At 59.0% G+C, this 16414-nt stretch carries 13 protein-coding genes; 5 read left to right on the forward strand and 8 right to left on the reverse strand.

Features of this window, described 5'->3' with window-relative positions; genetic code table 11:
* Positions 1-14: 14 nt before the first annotated feature.
* Complete coding sequence (locus ACFO3S_RS21765) at positions 15-839, reverse strand: ABC transporter permease (protein ID WP_378100385.1); 825 nt, start codon at positions 837-839, stop codon at positions 15-17.
* Positions 820-1827, reverse strand: a complete 1008-nt coding sequence (locus tag ACFO3S_RS21770) for an ATP-binding cassette domain-containing protein (protein ID WP_378100386.1) — start codon at positions 1825-1827, stop codon at positions 820-822. Before ACFO3S_RS21770 ends, ACFO3S_RS21765 begins: the two co-directional genes overlap by 20 nt.
* A 282-nt stretch (positions 1828-2109) precedes the next feature.
* Here ACFO3S_RS21770 and ACFO3S_RS21775 point away from each other — a divergent pair, with 282 nt between their 5' ends.
* From ACFO3S_RS21775 to ACFO3S_RS21795, 5 genes are all read left to right on the forward strand, one after another.
* The gene (locus ACFO3S_RS21775) at positions 2110-3129 is read left to right on the forward strand and encodes an ABC transporter substrate-binding protein (RefSeq protein ID WP_378100388.1); all 1020 of its coding nucleotides are present in this window, start codon (positions 2110-2112) and stop codon (positions 3127-3129) included.
* 37 nt (positions 3130-3166) lie between these two features.
* Positions 3167-4279 carry an ABC transporter ATP-binding protein gene (locus ACFO3S_RS21780; RefSeq protein WP_378100390.1) on the forward strand — a complete coding sequence of 371 codons (1113 nt, stop codon included), beginning with the start codon at positions 3167-3169 and terminating at the stop codon, positions 4277-4279.
* Entirely contained in the window at positions 4276-5931 is a 1656-nt protein-coding gene (locus tag ACFO3S_RS21785) for an ABC transporter permease (protein WP_378100392.1), read from the forward strand. Before ACFO3S_RS21780 ends, ACFO3S_RS21785 begins: the two co-directional genes overlap by 4 nt.
* A gap of 104 nt (positions 5932-6035) precedes the next feature.
* A complete protein-coding gene (locus ACFO3S_RS21790; RefSeq protein WP_378100394.1) occupies positions 6036-7736 on the forward strand; it encodes a sensor histidine kinase in 1701 nt (566 codons plus the stop codon).
* Positions 7729-8511 (forward strand): response regulator transcription factor, encoded by a 783-nt coding sequence (locus tag ACFO3S_RS21795; RefSeq protein WP_378100396.1) that lies wholly within the window; start codon positions 7729-7731, stop codon positions 8509-8511. The genes ACFO3S_RS21790 and ACFO3S_RS21795 overlap by 8 nt, the downstream gene beginning before the upstream one ends.
* A 25-nt stretch (positions 8512-8536) precedes the next feature.
* Here the strand turns inward: ACFO3S_RS21795 and ACFO3S_RS21800 are convergent, their stop codons facing one another.
* The 6 genes from ACFO3S_RS21800 to ACFO3S_RS21825 all read right to left on the reverse strand — a co-directional run bounded on the left by ACFO3S_RS21800 (position 8537) and on the right by ACFO3S_RS21825 (position 16326).
* Positions 8537-9319, reverse strand: coding sequence for an alpha/beta hydrolase (locus ACFO3S_RS21800; RefSeq protein WP_378100398.1), 783 nt, complete (start codon positions 9317-9319; stop codon positions 8537-8539).
* 3 nt (positions 9320-9322) lie between these two features.
* On the reverse strand, positions 9323-10351 hold the full coding sequence (locus tag ACFO3S_RS21805) for a FecCD family ABC transporter permease (protein ID WP_378100400.1): 1029 nt from the start codon (positions 10349-10351) through the stop codon (positions 9323-9325).
* Positions 10335-11354, reverse strand: coding sequence for a FecCD family ABC transporter permease (locus tag ACFO3S_RS21810; RefSeq protein ID WP_378100401.1), 1020 nt, complete (start codon positions 11352-11354; stop codon positions 10335-10337). The genes ACFO3S_RS21805 and ACFO3S_RS21810 overlap by 17 nt, the downstream gene beginning before the upstream one ends.
* Positions 11355-11364: 10 nt before the next feature.
* The gene (locus ACFO3S_RS21815) at positions 11365-12306 is read right to left on the reverse strand and encodes an ABC transporter substrate-binding protein (RefSeq protein ID WP_378100403.1); all 942 of its coding nucleotides are present in this window, start codon (positions 12304-12306) and stop codon (positions 11365-11367) included.
* A 99-nt stretch (positions 12307-12405) separates the two neighbouring features.
* Positions 12406-14016: an AraC family transcriptional regulator gene (locus tag ACFO3S_RS21820; RefSeq protein ID WP_378100405.1), complete on the reverse strand. Its 1611-nt coding sequence runs from the start codon at positions 14014-14016 to the stop codon at positions 12406-12408.
* A gap of 183 nt (positions 14017-14199) precedes the next feature.
* Entirely contained in the window at positions 14200-16326 is a 2127-nt protein-coding gene (locus tag ACFO3S_RS21825; RefSeq protein WP_378100407.1) for a DNA topoisomerase 3, read from the reverse strand.
* Positions 16327-16414 lie beyond the last annotated feature (88 nt).

Here is a 16414-nt window from a genome sequence, read left to right on the forward strand (position 1 = left end):
TGCGAGCTGCTGCGCTATTTCTTGCGGTTATAGAAATACATCGTAAGAGGAGCGAACACGACAACAAGCGCCGCCGAGATCAGGAAGACGACGGTTAGGAGCCCGCTCTCGAGACCGCCGTGGGCGAGACCGCGAACCGCATCCACGACGAGCGTCACCGGGTTGACGTCAACCAGGCGCTGCAGCCAGCGCGGCATCGTCGAAGTGTCGACGAATACGCTGCTGAGGAACGTCAGGGGGAACAGCGCCATCATGCTGACGCCCATGAGCGCTTTCTCCGAGCGAACGATCAGACTGAGGAAGGTCCATATCCAAGAAAGGCTGAAGGCGAACAGCAAAAGAACGATAACGCCCAGCAGCAAGCCTCCCAAGCCGGCTTCGGGTCGGAAGCCCAGAATGTAACCGAGTCCGATCATAATGGCCGAAGCGAGTGAATAGCGCACCGCGTCCACCAGCAGCGCCCCGACGAGCGCCGCCGGACGCCAGAAGGGCAGCGTGCGGAACCGGTCGAAAATGCCCTTCTGAATATCCTTGTTCAGATCGAGGCCGGTATACATCGTGATCATCGAGACCGTCATCACCAGAATGCCCGGCAGCACGAAGTTCAGATATTCCCCGGTCGAGCCCGCGATCGCCCCTCCGAACAAATAGGTAAACATGAGCAGAAACATGATCGGGAAGGCCGTCACGTCGAACAGCTGCTCGGGTACGTACCTGATTTTCAGCAGCGCCCGCCAGCCGAAGGTCATAGAGGCGCCGATCGCCCCTGGGCGTCCCGGGGGTCTGGTCAGCGTTAACGCCCGCTGCAGATCGGTCGTATTATCCGGCTTGATGTACATTTTCCGATTTCTCTCCTTCCGGCTCCTGCGAGCTTGGCTTTTTTCCCGTTAACGTCAGGAAGACCTCGTCCAGACTGGGCTGGCCCATGGAGAAATCGCTGATCCGCAAGTTCTCTGTCACGAATCGGCTGATCCATGCGGCCGCGGCGCTGTGATCCGAGATCGGGACGACCAGCTTCAGCGCGCGTTCGTCCTTCTCGAGGGCCTCCTGCATCAGCGAGCCGAGAAGGACCGCCGCCCGCTCGAGGTCGTCCCCGGTCTGAAAATGAACGGTCAGCCTTCCCGCGCCAACGAGAGCTTTCAGCTCCGTGCTCGTTCCCTCCGCAATCAGCCGCCCGTGGTCGATGACGCCGATCCGGTCGGCGAGCTGATCGGCTTCTTCCAGGTATTGCGTCGTCAGGAAGACAGTCGTCCCGTTGCGGACGAGCGCCCGTATAATCTCCCACACCTGGTTGCGGCTTCTCGGATCGAGGCCGGTCGTCGGTTCGTCCAGGAACAGCAGATCGGGCGCCGCTACGATGCTGGCGGCGATATCGATCCGCCGCCGCATGCCTCCCGAGTAGTTCTTCACCTGGCGCTGCGCCGCTTCCTCGAGCTGGAACGCCTTCAGCAGATCGTCTGCCCGCGCTCGCGCATCCGTCCTGGAGAAGCCGACAAGCCGGGCGATCAGGATGAGATTCTCCCGGCCCGACAGATCCTCGTCCACGGAGGCGAACTGTCCCGTAAGGCTGATCCGACGCCGAACCTGCTCCGGTTCGCGGGCCAGATCGCAGCCCATCACCTTGGCGAAGCCCTCGTCAGGCTGAAGCAGCGTGGACAGCATGCGAATGGTCGTCGTTTTGCCGGCTCCGTTCGGTCCCAGGAAGCCGTAGATCGAACCTCTCGGCACCCGCAGCGAGATTCCGTCGACGACGCGCTGACCGCCGAACTTTTTGACCAGGCCGTCGGCCTCGATGGCGTATTCCGGTTGAGCGTTCCTGCCGTTCATTCTTAACGATCCCTCCAACTCTCCTTGTTATCGTGACAGCCGATCTCCGAGTGTCTCTATTATTGTAGTATAGCCAACGATAAATCATTTCTTCTCAATTGCTGAATTTATCCGCCGCTTTTTCATCCCCGAGAAGACGGGCGTCCCGCCGAACGCCGTCACAGACGCCCTCCAGTTGCGAATTTTAGACGATGTTCTCGAATCGTAGGATTAATTCTATCGAATAAGCCCGGTACAATGAAAGGGCATTCAAAACTAAATCCTCTACTGGAGTGAATACAAATGAGAAGGCTTTCTATCTTATTGTTGGTAGGCACGATGCTCGCGGCTGCGCTAAGCGCATGCGGGGGCGGCTCGAAGGCGTCCAAGGAAAACAAGCTGGTGGTTTACAGTCCGAACAGCGAAGAGATCGTCAAGACGATTATTCCGATGTTCGAGAAGCAGACGGGGATTACCGTCGAGCTCGTCACGGCCGGAACCGGAGAAATAATAAAGCGCATTCAGTCCGAAAAGTCGAACCCGTACGCGGACGTTATGTTCGGCGGATCGATGGCGGGTTATCTCAGCAACAAAGATCTGTACGAGCCTTACGTATCGCCTAACGACGAGTTTCTGCTGGAGGGTCACCGCAATACGAGCGGCTTCGCGACTCCGTACATCGGGGACGGAAGCGTGCTGCTTGTCAACACGAATCTGATCGGGGACATCAAGATCGACAGCTACGCCGATCTGCTGAACCCGCAGCTTAAGGGCAAGATCGCGTCGGCCGATCCGGCCAGCTCCAGCTCCGCGTTCGCTCAGTTGACGAATATGCTGAAGGCGATGGGCGGCGATTACGAGAGCGAGGCCGGCTGGAACTATGTCGGAGAGCTGATCCAAAACCTGGACGGCAAAATCGCCAGCGGCTCCGGCGCGGTCCACAAGAGCGTGGCGGACGGAGAATACGTCGTCGGCCTGACGTACGAGGATCCGGCCAGCACATACGTGCGCAACGGCGCTCCGGTCAAGGTCGTCTATCCGAAGGAAGGCGCGGTATTCCTCGATGCCGGCTCCGGCATCGTCAAGGGCGCTCCCCATCTGGACAACGCCAAGAAATTCATCGACTTCATTCTCTCGAAGGAAGCGCAGGACGCTTTCGGCAGCCAGCTGACGAACCGTCCGCTGCGCAAGGACGCGCAGCTCGGCGATTACATGACGCCTTACAGCGACATTCATATGATCGACGAGGACACGAATTACGTGAGCGAGAACAAAACGAAGATTATCGAGAAATATACCGATCTGTTCGCGAGCCTGCAATAATGGCCGCCATTCTGGATAAAAAGCGGGTGACAACAAGATGAGCGTGACGATATCCATCCGGGATCTGGTCAAAAAATACGGTGACGCCACCGTCATTCCGGAGTTGTCGCTGGAGATCGAGAAGGGCGAGTTTTTCACTCTTCTCGGTCCCTCGGGCTGCGGAAAAACGACGCTGCTGCGGATGATCGCGGGCTTCAACAGCATCGAGGGCGGCACGATCAAGTTCAACGAGAAGACGATCAACAACGTCGAGCCGGGCAAACGGAACATCGGCATGGTGTTTCAGAATTACGCGATCTTCCCGCATTTGTCGGTCACGGGGAACATCTCGTTCGGCCTGCAGAACCGCAAGCTGCCGAAAGCCGAGATCGCGGCCAAGGTCGAGGAGATTCTCAAGGTCGTTCAGATCGAGGCGTACAAGGACCGGATGCCCAAAAATCTGTCCGGCGGGCAGCAGCAGCGCGTCGCCCTGGCCAGAGCGATCGTCATTCGGCCGGACGTTCTGCTCATGGACGAGCCGCTGTCCAATCTGGACGCCAAGCTCCGCGTCGACATGCGCAACGCCATTAAGGAGCTGCAGAGGGACGTCGGCATCACGACGGTGTACGTGACTCACGACCAGGAGGAGGCGATGGCCGTCTCCGATCGGATCGCCGTCATGAAGTCGGGCGTCATCCAGCATCTGGGCACGCCCCAGGAGATTTATCAGCGGCCGGCCAATCTGTTCGTCGCGACGTTCATCGGCCGCACGAACGTGCTGGAGGCGGCGCTGACGAACAACCAAGGAACGTATATGCTGCGCTTCGGGGAAGGCGGTTATCAGGAGCCCGTCGATTCTCTGCGAATTCCCGGGGAGGATGCGGGCAAGCCGCTGCTGCCGGTGAAGGTGTCGATCCGTCCGGAGGAGTTCGTCCTTAGCGAGGACGGCGCAGGAATCCGGGCGAAGATCGTGCACAGCGTGTTCCTCGGACAGATGACGCATTATTTTGTCGCGCTGGAATCGGGCCAGAGCCTGGAGATCACCCAGGAATCGACCGCGGCCAGGCCGCTGTCTCCCGGCGAGACGATCTATCTGAAAGTCAAGAAGGATAAAATCAACATTTACGACGCTCGCGGAGAAACGAACTACACGGGGAGCGGACGCCTATGATCCAAGCGCGCAAAAGATTCGATGTCTGGACCAACCTCTCCCTGATCATATTCGTCTTCTATATTCTGTTTCTGGCGCTGCCCTTGTTTACGATGCTGTTCAAGAGCTTTTACGACGGCAACACGGGCGAGCTGTCGCTGGCCTATTTTGCCAAATTTTTCGGCAAGCCTTATTATTTGAACGCTTTGTGGAACAGTATGAAGGTAACGGTCTGCGTGACGCTTCTGGCCGCGCTGATCGCAACGCCTCTGGCGTACCTTATGTCCACCGTGAAAATTCGGGGCAGCTCGGCAATTCAAATTCTGATTCTGATCTCGTCCATGTCGGCTCCGTTCATCGGAGCGTACTCCTGGATTCTGCTGCTCGGCAGAAACGGCGTCATTACCCGGTTTTTCAGAGACACGCTCGGGATTGCCACGCCTGACATCTACGGATTTACCGGCATTCTGCTCGTCTTGACGCTCCAGATGGTGCCGCTGATCTTCATGTACGTCTCCGGAGCGCTCAAGAACGTGGACCAGTCGCTGATGGAAGCGGCCGAGAGCATGGGCTACAAGGGGTTCGCCAAGATGAGGAAGGTGCTGATGCCGCTCATTACGCCGACTCTGCTGGCCGGCGGCCTGCTCGTCTTCATGCGCGCTCTGGCCGACTTCGGAACGCCGATGCTGATCGGCGAGGGCTACAAGACGGTGCCCGTGCTCATCTTTACCGAGTTCATCAGCGAGGTCGGAGGAGACGACGGCTTCGCCGCCGCGATCAGCGTCATCGTCGTGCTGTTCGCCACCGCGGTGTTTCTGCTGCAGAAGTTCGTGGCCAACCGCAAGTCGTATACGATGAGCGCGCTTCATCCGATCGAGGCGAAGAAGAAGAAAGGGATCGGCAACGTCGCCGCCCATGTCGTCATTTACCTGTATACGCTGCTCGCTCTGCTGCCGCAGCTGTACGTTATTTATACGTCGTTCCAGAAAACGTCGGGGCGGATTTTCGTTCCGGGTTATTCGCTGGACAGCTACCGGCAGGCGTTCGACAACATCGGGGGCGTCATTCAGAACACGTTTATGCTGGCCGTCACCGCTATCGTCATCATTATTTTGCTGGCGGTGCTGATCGCTTACGTGACCGTTCGCAGAAGGAACGCCTTGACGAACACGCTGGACACGTTCACGATGTTTCCCTACATCGTGCCCGGCTCGATTCTGGGCATTGCCCTGCTGGTCACGTTTAACGACAAGCCTCTTGTTCTAAGCGGCACTGCGGCTATTATGGTTATCGCCTTCGTCATTCGCCGCTTGCCCTATACGATCCGATCAAGCGCGGCCATTCTGCATCAAATCAGCGGCGGCATCGAGGAGGCGGCGATCAGCCTGGGCGCGTCCCAGATGAAGACGTTCTTCAAGATCACGCTGCCGATGATGCTCGCCGGCGTCGTGTCGGGGGCGATTCTGAGCTGGGTAACGATCATTACGGAGCTTAGCACCTCGATCATCCTGTACACCGGCAATACGCGCACGATGACCGTCGCGATCTATACGGAGGTTGTAAGGGGCAATTACGGAGTGGCGGCCGCTCTGTCTTCGATCCTGACCGCCATTACGGTAGTCTCGCTGCTTCTTTTCCTGCGGATGACCGGGAAGAAGGAATTTACGCTATAATACGCTATAATACGGGGACGGGACGGGCAAGTCGGACTCGCGGCAATCGCGGGGCCGACTTGTTTTAGCATCTTCGCACGAGCGCTTGTCCGGGAGGGACCGCCATGAGGCCAGAGAAAAAGCGCAATTTTCAGGAATCGACCCGCCGGCTGTTCCGGCTGTACACGCTGATCCCGTTCGGGATTTTAATCGCGCTTTTCTTCGCCTTTACGATCGTCAACGGGAGGGTGGCGGTGGAGAAGCGCTCCGCCCAGGCGACGCAAGCGATGGCCGATTCGATCGGCGAGGTGTACCGGAATTACGAGGAAGAGACGCTGCGCATGGAGAATTCGCCCGCGGTGCTCGCCTATTTGCGCACGAAGCTGGGCAGCGAGAAGGTATATGCGGAGTTCTACGAGTTCAACAACCGGCAGAAGGTGAAGAGCGTCTTCCATCTCGTCAGCGCCAACGGTGTGTTCCTGGCGTCTTCCGCGCCGCCGGACGCGCTGGGCTCCGACCAGGCCTTCGGCAATCTGCTGCACCGCATCTCGGTTCGGCCCGAGTCGCTGCTCGCGGAGACGAACGGCTTTCGCTATTCGCACGACCGGGTCACGAGCTATACGTTCGGCAAGGCCGTCGTGGACGAAGGACGAACGCTCGGCTACCTCGTCTATCAGCTGTTCGAGACGGATTTGCAGAAGCTGATTTTCCTGCGCAACAACGAAGTGGCCGTCGTCACCGCCGAGCACAACACGATCGTCGCCACGACGAGCAATATTACCAAAGGCCTTCTAAACAAGTTCCAGCCCGGCGCGGAGGGAAGCGGGAAGGTGCTGCTGAACGGCGGAGAATACGGCATGCACACGAGAGAAATTGCCGGAACGCCGATCAAGGTGCATGCGCTGAACTCTCTGGAATCGGGCCGCGATACGGTGATCACGCTGTCGATTTTCGTCGCCGCCGCCAGCCTGCTGCTGTGGATCGTCATTCATTTTCTGGCGAAAAAAATGTCCTCCCGCAACGCCGAATCGATCGACAAGCTCGTTCACGCCTTTCGCCATCTGCGCGTGGGCAACCTGAACGAATACGTCGACATCCGGACGGGCGACGAATTCGAGACGCTGGGCGAGAAATACAACTATATGCTGGACCGCCTGCGGGAGCTGATGGATAAAAATCAAGAGCTGTCCCGCATCAGCAATCTGGTCGAGATCAAGCAGCTGCAATCGCAGTTTCATCCCCATTTTATTTTTAACGTGCTGGAGACGCTGCGCTATGCGATCAGGGCGGACGCCGGCAAGGCGCAGGAGATCGTTATGCTGCTTTCCCGGCTGCTGCGGTACAGCGTCGGTCACGAAAGAAGCGTGAAGCTGGGGGACGATCTGGGGTACGTGCGCGACTACTTGAAGCTGCAGCAGATCCGTTTTAACGAACGGCTGCAGTATCGGATCCGGATGTCGGGAGAGGTCGGCAATCCGTACGTGCCCAAGCTGATCCTCCAGGCGGTCATCGAGAACTCCATCAAGTACGGCTACCGAAGCCAGAGCCGCTTGCATATCGAGATCTCCGTCTTCACGGACGACGGTCGACTCGTGCTGGAGGTGGCCGACGACGGCCAAGGCATGACGGAGGAAAGGCTGGAGCAGGTGAACCGGATTCTCGCCAGCCGGGAAAATACGACGGAGCATATCGGGCTGTACAACGTTCATCGGCGCCTCGTGCTGCTCTACGGAGAAGAGTACGGAATCCGCATCGAGAGCGAGCCGGGGGTCGGAACGCGGGTGCTGCTGACCATACCCTACAAGGAGGGCGAGGAGCATGTATAAAGTGTTGCTGGCGGAAGACGAAGACATGATCCGCAACGGCATCAAGTACAGCATCGACTGGCTGGAGATCGATTGCGTCGTCGTCGGGGAGGCGTGCAACGGGGAAGAGGGGCTGGAGAAAATACGCGAGCTTCGCCCGGACATTGTGCTAACCGACATTAATATGCCGATCATGGACGGAATCGAGATGATCAAGCAGGGGCAGAAGCTTCACACGTTCAGCAGCATCATTATTTCCGGATACAACGAATTTCATCTGGCGAAGCGGGCGATCCATCTGGGCGTGAGCGACTTTCTGGTGAAGCCGCTGGAGGAGGAGCAGCTGATCCAAGCCCTCGAATCGGCCAAGAGCAAGGTGGAGCTGATGCTGAAGTACGAGAAGCTCGCCAGCCGCTCCGAGGAGACCGCTCGCGAGCTCCCGGCCGTCGCGCTGCTGGACGACAAGCTGAAGACGTCCAAGCACGTCGCCAAAATGATCGAGTATGTGCAGGAGAACTACCATCGCAAAATTAGCATCCACCATCTGGTGAACCTTCTGGACGTCAGCGCCTCTTACCTGAACCAGAAGTTCAAGGCCGAGACCAGCTACACGTTTAACGACTTTCTGAACCGCTACCGCATCCACAAGGCGATGGAGATGCTGAAGGCCGGCGACGGCAAGGTGTACACGATCGCCCAGGACTGCGGCTTCAGCGATTACAAATACTTCATCAGCATCTTCAAGAAGTACGCCAACTGCACGCCTAGCCAGTACCAGGAGTTTTGCGGGCGGTAGATCGTGGAGGTGGCCTTTTCTTCGATTATCCCCCCGCGAAACGGATCGCCCGGCTGATGAGTCCGGGCAGCAGCGAGACGTGATTGTCGTCCTCGAACGAGCGGAATTCTACGTGCAGATCAGGCCGCCCAAGAGCGGCCAGCCGTTCGCTAAGCTCTCTGGCGTGATCGACCATCCTGCTCTTGTGATTTTCCTCCAGCGACCCGACCGCAATCAGCAGCCGCAGCTCGTCCTCCGCATCGCCTCGGGCGGCGAAAGCCGCCTCTTCCGCCCGAATGGAGTCTTTATTCCAATGAACGGACGGGCTCCCGGCGATATAGGTGCGGAAGGTCCCCGGTGCGGCGAACAAGGCGTACAGCGTGAACAGCCCCCCGAGCGAATGCCCGAATAGCGTCTGCTTGCGAGCATCAACGGAAAAGTCTTGCGCGATGGCCGGTTTCAGAGAGTGCTCGAGAAACGCCAGAAATTGCCGGGCTCCCCCTTGGGGAGGCCATTGGGCGCCGCGTGGATGGGAGGGCAGCGCCGACGGGTCGCTCTCCAGAGTGAAATCGTAATGCCGGTCTGGAGGAAACGGCTCCTCCGACGGATAACCGATCCCTACGACGAGAGAGGGAGCTACTCCGGTCTTGTCCGAGCGGCGCCCTTGAACGTTCACGGCTTCCGCGGCCGTGCCGAACACGGCATTGGCGTCGAGCACGTAGAGGACAGGATAACCCGAAGGCGGGGGAGGCTGCGCCGGCCTGGCGATCCGGATCCGGTACGTCCGGGCGCCGTCCTCCGACTGCATAAGCTTCTCTTCGATGTGCATGGCTTACATTCTTCCTTTCCGGCGATACAGCAAATAGACAAAGCTCGGCACGCCGAGAATGGCGACGATGATGCCTGCGGGCAGCTCGACCGGACTGAAAATCGTCTTGCCGATGAAGTCCGCGGTCAGCACCAGCAGCCCGCCGACGATGGCGCAAATCGGCAAAATGCGCTGATGGGCGCTGCCGACCAGCCGCTTGGCGATATGCGGCGCGATCAGTCCGATAAAGCCGATGCCGCCGGCCACCGATACGCACGCGCTGACGAGTCCGATGCCGCTTAGCAGCAGAATCGCCTTCTGCCTCTCCAGACGAACGCCGACGCTGCGAACGCTGTCGTCGTCCAGCTGAAGCAGATTCAGCGTATGCGATCTGGCGTAGATGACGGGCATCAGCGCCGCGAACCAGGGCAAAACGGACACGATATATTTCCAGTTGGCGTTGTAGATGCTGCCGGACGTCCAGACGGCGACCATCTCGAAGTCCTGGGCGTTCATGCGCAGCGTCAGGAACAGCGAGATCGCGCTAAGGCCGGAAGCGATCGCGAGTCCGGTCAGCAGCAGTCGCTGAGGCTCCAAGCGGCCGTGCTTCCAGGCGAACAAGTAGATCAGCAGCGCCGCCAGCAGTCCCCCGAACAGACCGAACAGCGGCATGGCCATGACGGACAGCCAGGTGACCTCGCGGATTTGGCCCTGATAGAAGTACAGGAAAATGACAATCGCGACGCCCGCCCCGGCGTTAATGCCGAGCATGCCCGGATCGGCCAGGCCGTTGCGGGTCACGCCCTGAATGACCGCGCCCGCGACGCCGAGCCCCATGCCGACCAGCACGGCGATGACGATGCGCGGCAGACGGAACTCGAAGACGACGAGATCGTAATCGGGATTCGGGTTGACGCGCAGCAGGGTGCGGACGATGTCCTGAACCGTAATGTCGAATTCCCCGTTCGTCAGACTGACGTACACCATCGCCGCGATCAGTCCCAAGCCGGCGAGAAGCAGGATGGCGAAGGCTCCTTTAATTTTTGCGAGCACGCATACCGCCCCCCTTCGTTCGGATCAGATAGAGGAAGATGGGCACGCCGAAGATAGCCGTGACGACGCCGATCGGCATCTCGAACGGATAGTTCATGAAACGGCTGCCGACGTCGCACAGGACGAGAAAAAGTCCCCCGAACGCCGCGGACAGCGGCACGATCCAGCGATAATCGACGACGCGCGCGAGCATGCGGACGATATGCGGCACGAGCAGGCCGACGAACCCGATTCTTCCCGCCAGCGCTACGGCAATCCCGGTCAGGAGCACGACGCTTAGCATCGCCGTCAGCTTCACCGCGGTCGTCTTCACGCCCAAGCCGGCGGATACGTCCTCGCCCAGGGAAAGCATCGTGACCGACTTAGCGACGAGCAAAGCGAGCAGAAGGCCCGCGATGGCAAAAGGAATCGCCAGCTTGATCATATCGGGCTCCAATTGGTGCAGACGCGCGTTGTACCAGAAGCTGACGTTCTGGGATACCTGAAAATACATCCCGACCGCGGCCGCCACGCTGCTTAGGAAGGTGCCGATGACGGTGCCGAGAATGGCCAGAGACACCGGCGAGAGCCGGGCGAACACGGATGCGGCCAGTCCGAAAACGACGATGACGCTGAAGGCCGAGCCGAGCAGCGAGTAGAAAATCATCGTAAGCATCGGGGCGTTGGGAGCGACGACCATGCAGATCGTAATGGCGAACATCGAGCCGTCGGTTACGCCCAATATAGAAGGGGATGCAAGGTAATTCCTTGTCATCCCCTGCATAAGCGCACCGGATACGGCCAGGAAGGCTCCGATCAAGAGGGCCCCGGCCGCCCTGGGCAGCCGGGAGTGTCTGACGATCTGATGATCTACATTGTCCGGATCGAAGTGCAGCAAGGCGTCGCGAATCGTGTCCAGCGGAATGGCCTTGGATCCGTATGCGACGGACAGCGTCAGCGCGATCGCGATGGCGACCGGAGACAATGCGAGCAGCAGAACCGGCAGAGTGGCTTTGGATGTCATGTTGTTCTTCTCACTTGCCTTTGTAGAGCTTGGTTTGCTTCAAAGCTTGAAGGAAGGAAATTTTGCTGTAAGCCGTTCCGCCTTGAGCGAGCGGGTCGACGGTGTTGACGTAGACGTGGCCGTTTTTGACCGCTTTAAGGCTTTTCCAGATCGGATTTTTTTGCAGCTCTTCGAGCGCCTTCGGCTGATCCGCATTCTCTTCCGGAGAGAACTGAAGGAACAGATAATCCGGGTTGATCTCAGCGAACTTCTCCAGGGAGATGTTTTGCTGCGCTTTCGCTGCTGCAACTTCCTTCGGTACGGATGCGCCCAAATCTCTGTACAGGGAAGGGTTAAAGAAAACGTCCTTCGGGTAGATAAACAGATTTCCCGCACGGATGCGGACCGCCATCACCGTCTTGTTCTCGAGTTTCGGAGCGAGCGTCTTCTTGACCAGCGCCAATTCTCTTTGATATTGCAGAACGGCTTGCGTAGCCGCTTTTTTGTTGCCGATCAGATCGCCGAGCAGCTTCAAGTTGTTGACCCAGTCAGTCGAGATGTGCGAGACGGGAATCGTCACGGCGATTTTGCCCAGCTTCTCGTTCGTCTCGGCCGGGAATTTCGTGCTCGTCAGAATAACGTCCGGCTTCAGCTTAAGGATCTTTTCCAGATTAGGCTGCGTTTTCTCCCCGATGCCTTGAACGCCCTTCGTAATCCGGGAATACAGAGCCGGGAATTCGCCGCCGGTCGTCGGCGCGCCCAGCGGCTTGAAGTTCAAGACCAGCGCGTCTTCCATCGCCTCCAGCGCGCCTACGATGACGATTTTATTCGTTTTGACCGGTACGGTATAGACTTGACCTTTGTACGTAATCTCTCTCGTCTTCGTATTTGCGGCCGACGCCGCTCCCGCGACTGACACCAGGCTGAATACAAGCGCGCAGGCCATTGCCAGCGCGGTGATCTTTCTGAACATTGCTCGAACACTCTCCATTCCTTTGAACAGTAATGATAATCATTCTCAACAAAGATTATAGACGACACCCCGAACGGTGAACATGGATAATCTCCGGAATTAATCTGGACGATCTCCGCATAAGCGCCGCGCCAGATCGTCCGTCATTCGGCTTGCAGCATGGGCGGAATATTCGCGCCATGGATCGGAGGGGACATCGTAGACTTTGTTCCGGCGCACCGCCTTCAAATCCTGCCACAGCGAAGACGCCTGACGAATTCGCCACTCGGCGAGCGTCTCGGGCTCCTGGCAGACGTTCAGCAGGATGCGGTCGGCATCCAGCTCCGCGACTTTTTCCGCGGAGATCGGCGTATTATACCGAATCTCCTCGAAGGCGCAGATCAGATTCAGCTGCAGCTCTTGGCGCACGACTTCCGTCATTCCGCGAGTGGGGCAGTAGTAGAATTGCCCTTTGAAGAAGCTGAGCGGGAGAATCGTCTCGTCGCCGAGCTCCCGGCGAACGCTCTCTCGGACGGGCTTGAGCTTGCGTTCGAATTGCGCGAGCCAGGCTTCCGCATCTCCGTCGGCGTTCACGAACCGGGCGATCATCCGCAATTGCTGGCGCCAGTCCGCCTCCTTGGACGGGATGACGAGCAGCGGGCCGATGGCTTCCAGCCGCTGTTTTTCTCCCGGATGCAGGTAATCGAGCGTGATGATCGCGTCGGGACGAGTATCCGCCAACGCGGCGATGTTGGCTTCCCAGTCTTCATTGAAGCGGTAGGCGCTCAGATGAAACGGTATGTCCGTCCGGTAGATATTGTAATAGTAGGGCGTCCATTTCGGATGGAGAGGAGCGGCGAAAGGCATCAGGTTGAGCGCCAGCAGGTGGCCGATGACCGGCGACATGTAGGCGGCGACTTTGCTCCGGCGGTTTTTCGCGTAGGCGGAAGGCGTCAAACCGGTCGCCTGCTTGAATTTGCGGCTGAAGTAGAACTCGTCCTGATAGCCGACCTGATGCGCGATGTCGCTCAGCTTCATGTCCGATTGCGCGATCAATCGCTTGGCATGGTTCAGCCGCGCCTCCGTCACGTAATCGATCGTGCTGAGACCGTATGTCTTCTTGAACAGATCGGCGTAATATTTCGGGCTGAGCTCGGCGATTCGCGCAAGCTGCTCGATGGTCAGATTTTCGTGATAATGGCTGTCGATATAGGCTTTGGTGCGCTCCAGCGCCGCTCGAGAGCCGGCCGGGGATGTCCGCGGAATCGGCTTCATGAGCCAGTACAGCCACTCCTGGAGAACGGATTGTGCCCGGAATCGCTCCAGCGGACCGCCTTCCGTCCAATACTGGTGCAGCGCTTCGCAGCTCGTCCCGGATTCGGCGCGCAGGGGGGCGGTCAGCATGCCGTTCGCCGGGAAGCCCGCTTCGGAACCGTCCTCCCGCTTGACCCGGAACCGGATCAGATAGAGGGAGAATGCCTCCTCGCCTTCCGGATGGGCGGCAATCGTCTGGCCAGGGGATAGGACATAAGAGACGCCGGCATCCGCCCGGCAATGCTGCAGGTCGATCGTCAAGCGGCCCTTGCCGTGTTTGACGGCCAGGATCGCATGAGAATCGACAAGCTGCGGCGCGATTTGTCCGCGGGGAATCCACTCCACGTCGGTCAATTTGACCCAGAGGGAGTCCAGTTCGTGGAACGGCAGCAAGCTGCTCGGGCGGAGGTCGTGCACCGGAATCGTCCTTTCCCATTGACGTCGTTGAGAATCATTATCAATAACGTAGCATGAAGGCGATTGAGGGGTCAAGGGCTGGCGAAAATAGCGGTGCGGCAGATCGTAATCGGCTCGAAAATAGCGATGGCCCGAACCGGGACTGCGCAGAGGAACGCGGTCTCGGGTCCGGGCCAAGCCGGTCTAGTCCTTCTTCTTTTCCATCGCGGCCTTCAACAGGTCCCCGAGGCTCGTGCCGAGAGGCTCCTGCTGCTTGGAATACTGGCTGACAAGCCGCTGCTGCTCCCGCTTGTTCATGTGCTTGCTGTCCTTGTTCAGCGTCTCCGTCAAGCCGCAAGGCAGGCATTGCACGTATTTACCCGCCTTGCCCTCCTTCAGCACCATTTTCTTATGGCACTGAGGACAACGCCGGTTGGAGAGCTGCTGTCCGTCTGAGCGGCGGTAGCCGCAGTCGTCGTTGGGGCAGACAAGCAATAGACCGCGCTTCGTCTTCTTCTCCAGCATGCGAGTGCCGCAGTCCGGGCAGTGGCTGGCCGACACGTTGTGCGGCACATAGGAGGCGTCGCTGTTCTTGACGCCGGTGACGAGCTCGCGGGCCATGTCGCGAATGCCCTTCAGGAATGGATCGGGCTTGCCCTGTCCGCGGGCGATGCGCTCGAGCTCGGCCTCCCAGCGCGCCGTCAGCTCCGGCGTGCGCAGGTCGGAGGGGGCGAGCTCGATCAGCTGCTTGCCTTTGCCGGTCGGATGTAGCAGGTTGCCCTGCCGCTCGATCGTATCGGAGCTGACCAGCTTCTCGATAATATCCGCGCGCGTGGCGGGAGTGCCCAAGCCGTGCTTCTCCATCTGCGTCAGCAGAGCCGCTTCGGTATACCGCTTCGGAGGGGAGGTTTTTCCGGTCTGGATGCGGCACTGCCTCACTTCCAGCGTCTCGCCCTCCCGAAGCTCGGGCAGCAGCGTATCCTTGTCTTCGACGGCATCGTCGTTTTCTTCGTCCTCCATCGACTGTCCGTCATAGACGGCTCGCCAGCCCGCGTCTTTAATTGTCGTTCCTTTGGCCGACAGCGTCTCCCCGGCGGCATCGACGGTCACGGCCACCTGATCGAAGCGGGCCGGTCCGTAGAATAGGCTGATGAACCGCCGCACGATCAGATCGTACAGCTTCCTCTCCTCGTGGCTGAGCGCGTTCAGCATAACGACCTGCTCCGTCGGGATAATGGCATGGTGGTCGGTCACTTTGCTATCGTCGACCACCCGTTTGCTCAGAGGCAGCGGGCCGCGAAGCAGCGGCCGGGCCAGCGGCGCATACGGTCCGACGGCAACGGCGGACAACCGCTCCTTCAGCGTATCCGTCATATCGGAAGTCAAATAGCGGGAATCGGTCCGTGGATACGTGACCAGCTTATGCTGCTCGTACAGCCGCTGCAGCACGTTCGAAGTCATTTTGGCGGAGAAGCCGAGCAGCCGGTTCGCGTCCCGCTGAAGCTCCGTCAGGTCGTAGGCGAGCGGGTGCGGCACCGATTTCTCGCTTTTCTTAAGCGCGACGATTTTTCCTGTTTTACCGGCAAGCTTCTCCTGCAATACCTTGGCCCTGGCAGCGTCGAAAATCCGCGAATCCCCGTTCGGTCCGCGCCACAGCGCCTCGAACTTGCCGAGGTTCACGCGGAGCTGGCTGAACTCTTCCGAACGGAACGACAAAATCTCCTTCTCCCGCTGCATGATCATGCCCAGCGTAGGCGTCTGCACGCGGCCGGCGGACAGCGGCGAGCCGAACTTGCACGTCAGGGCGCGCGTGACGTTCAGCCCGATCATCCAGTCCGCCTCGGCGCGGCAGCGGGCGGACTGGTACAGCCGCTCGAACTGGCTGCCCGGCTTTAGCGAGGCGAAGCCCTCCTTGATCGCCTTGTCGGTCTGCGAGGAAATCCACAGCCGTTGGAACGGCTTTTTCCACTTGACCATGTCGATGATCCATCGGGCCAGCAGCTCGCCTTCCCGCGCCGCGTCGGTCGCCACGATCAGCTCGCCGATGTCCGGCCTGCGCATAAGCTGCTGCACCGCCTTGAACTGGTGGCTGCTCTCTCGCAGCACCTTCAGCTTCATGCTCTCGGGCAGGATCGGCAGATCCTCCAGCGCCCAGCTTCCGAGCTTGGCGTCGTAATCCTCCGGCTCGGCCAATCCGACGAGATGCCCCAGCGCCCAGGTCACGACATATTTCGGCCCTTCGATATAGCTCTTATTTTTATTATGGCTGCCCATCACCCGCGCGATTTCGCGCGCGACCGACGGCTTTTCGGCCAATACCAATGTTTTCATAGGTTCGTTGGACACTCCTTCCTGAGTCTATTATAACGATTCAGGAAACGAAATTGAAAAAAGTTATTGGGAGCGGTTGCAAAGACAG

Origin of the sequence: Cohnella hongkongensis, assembly GCF_042654645.1 — a bacterium.
In the GTDB taxonomy this organism is placed as follows: domain Bacteria; phylum Bacillota; class Bacilli; order Paenibacillales; family Paenibacillaceae; genus Cohnella; species Cohnella hongkongensis.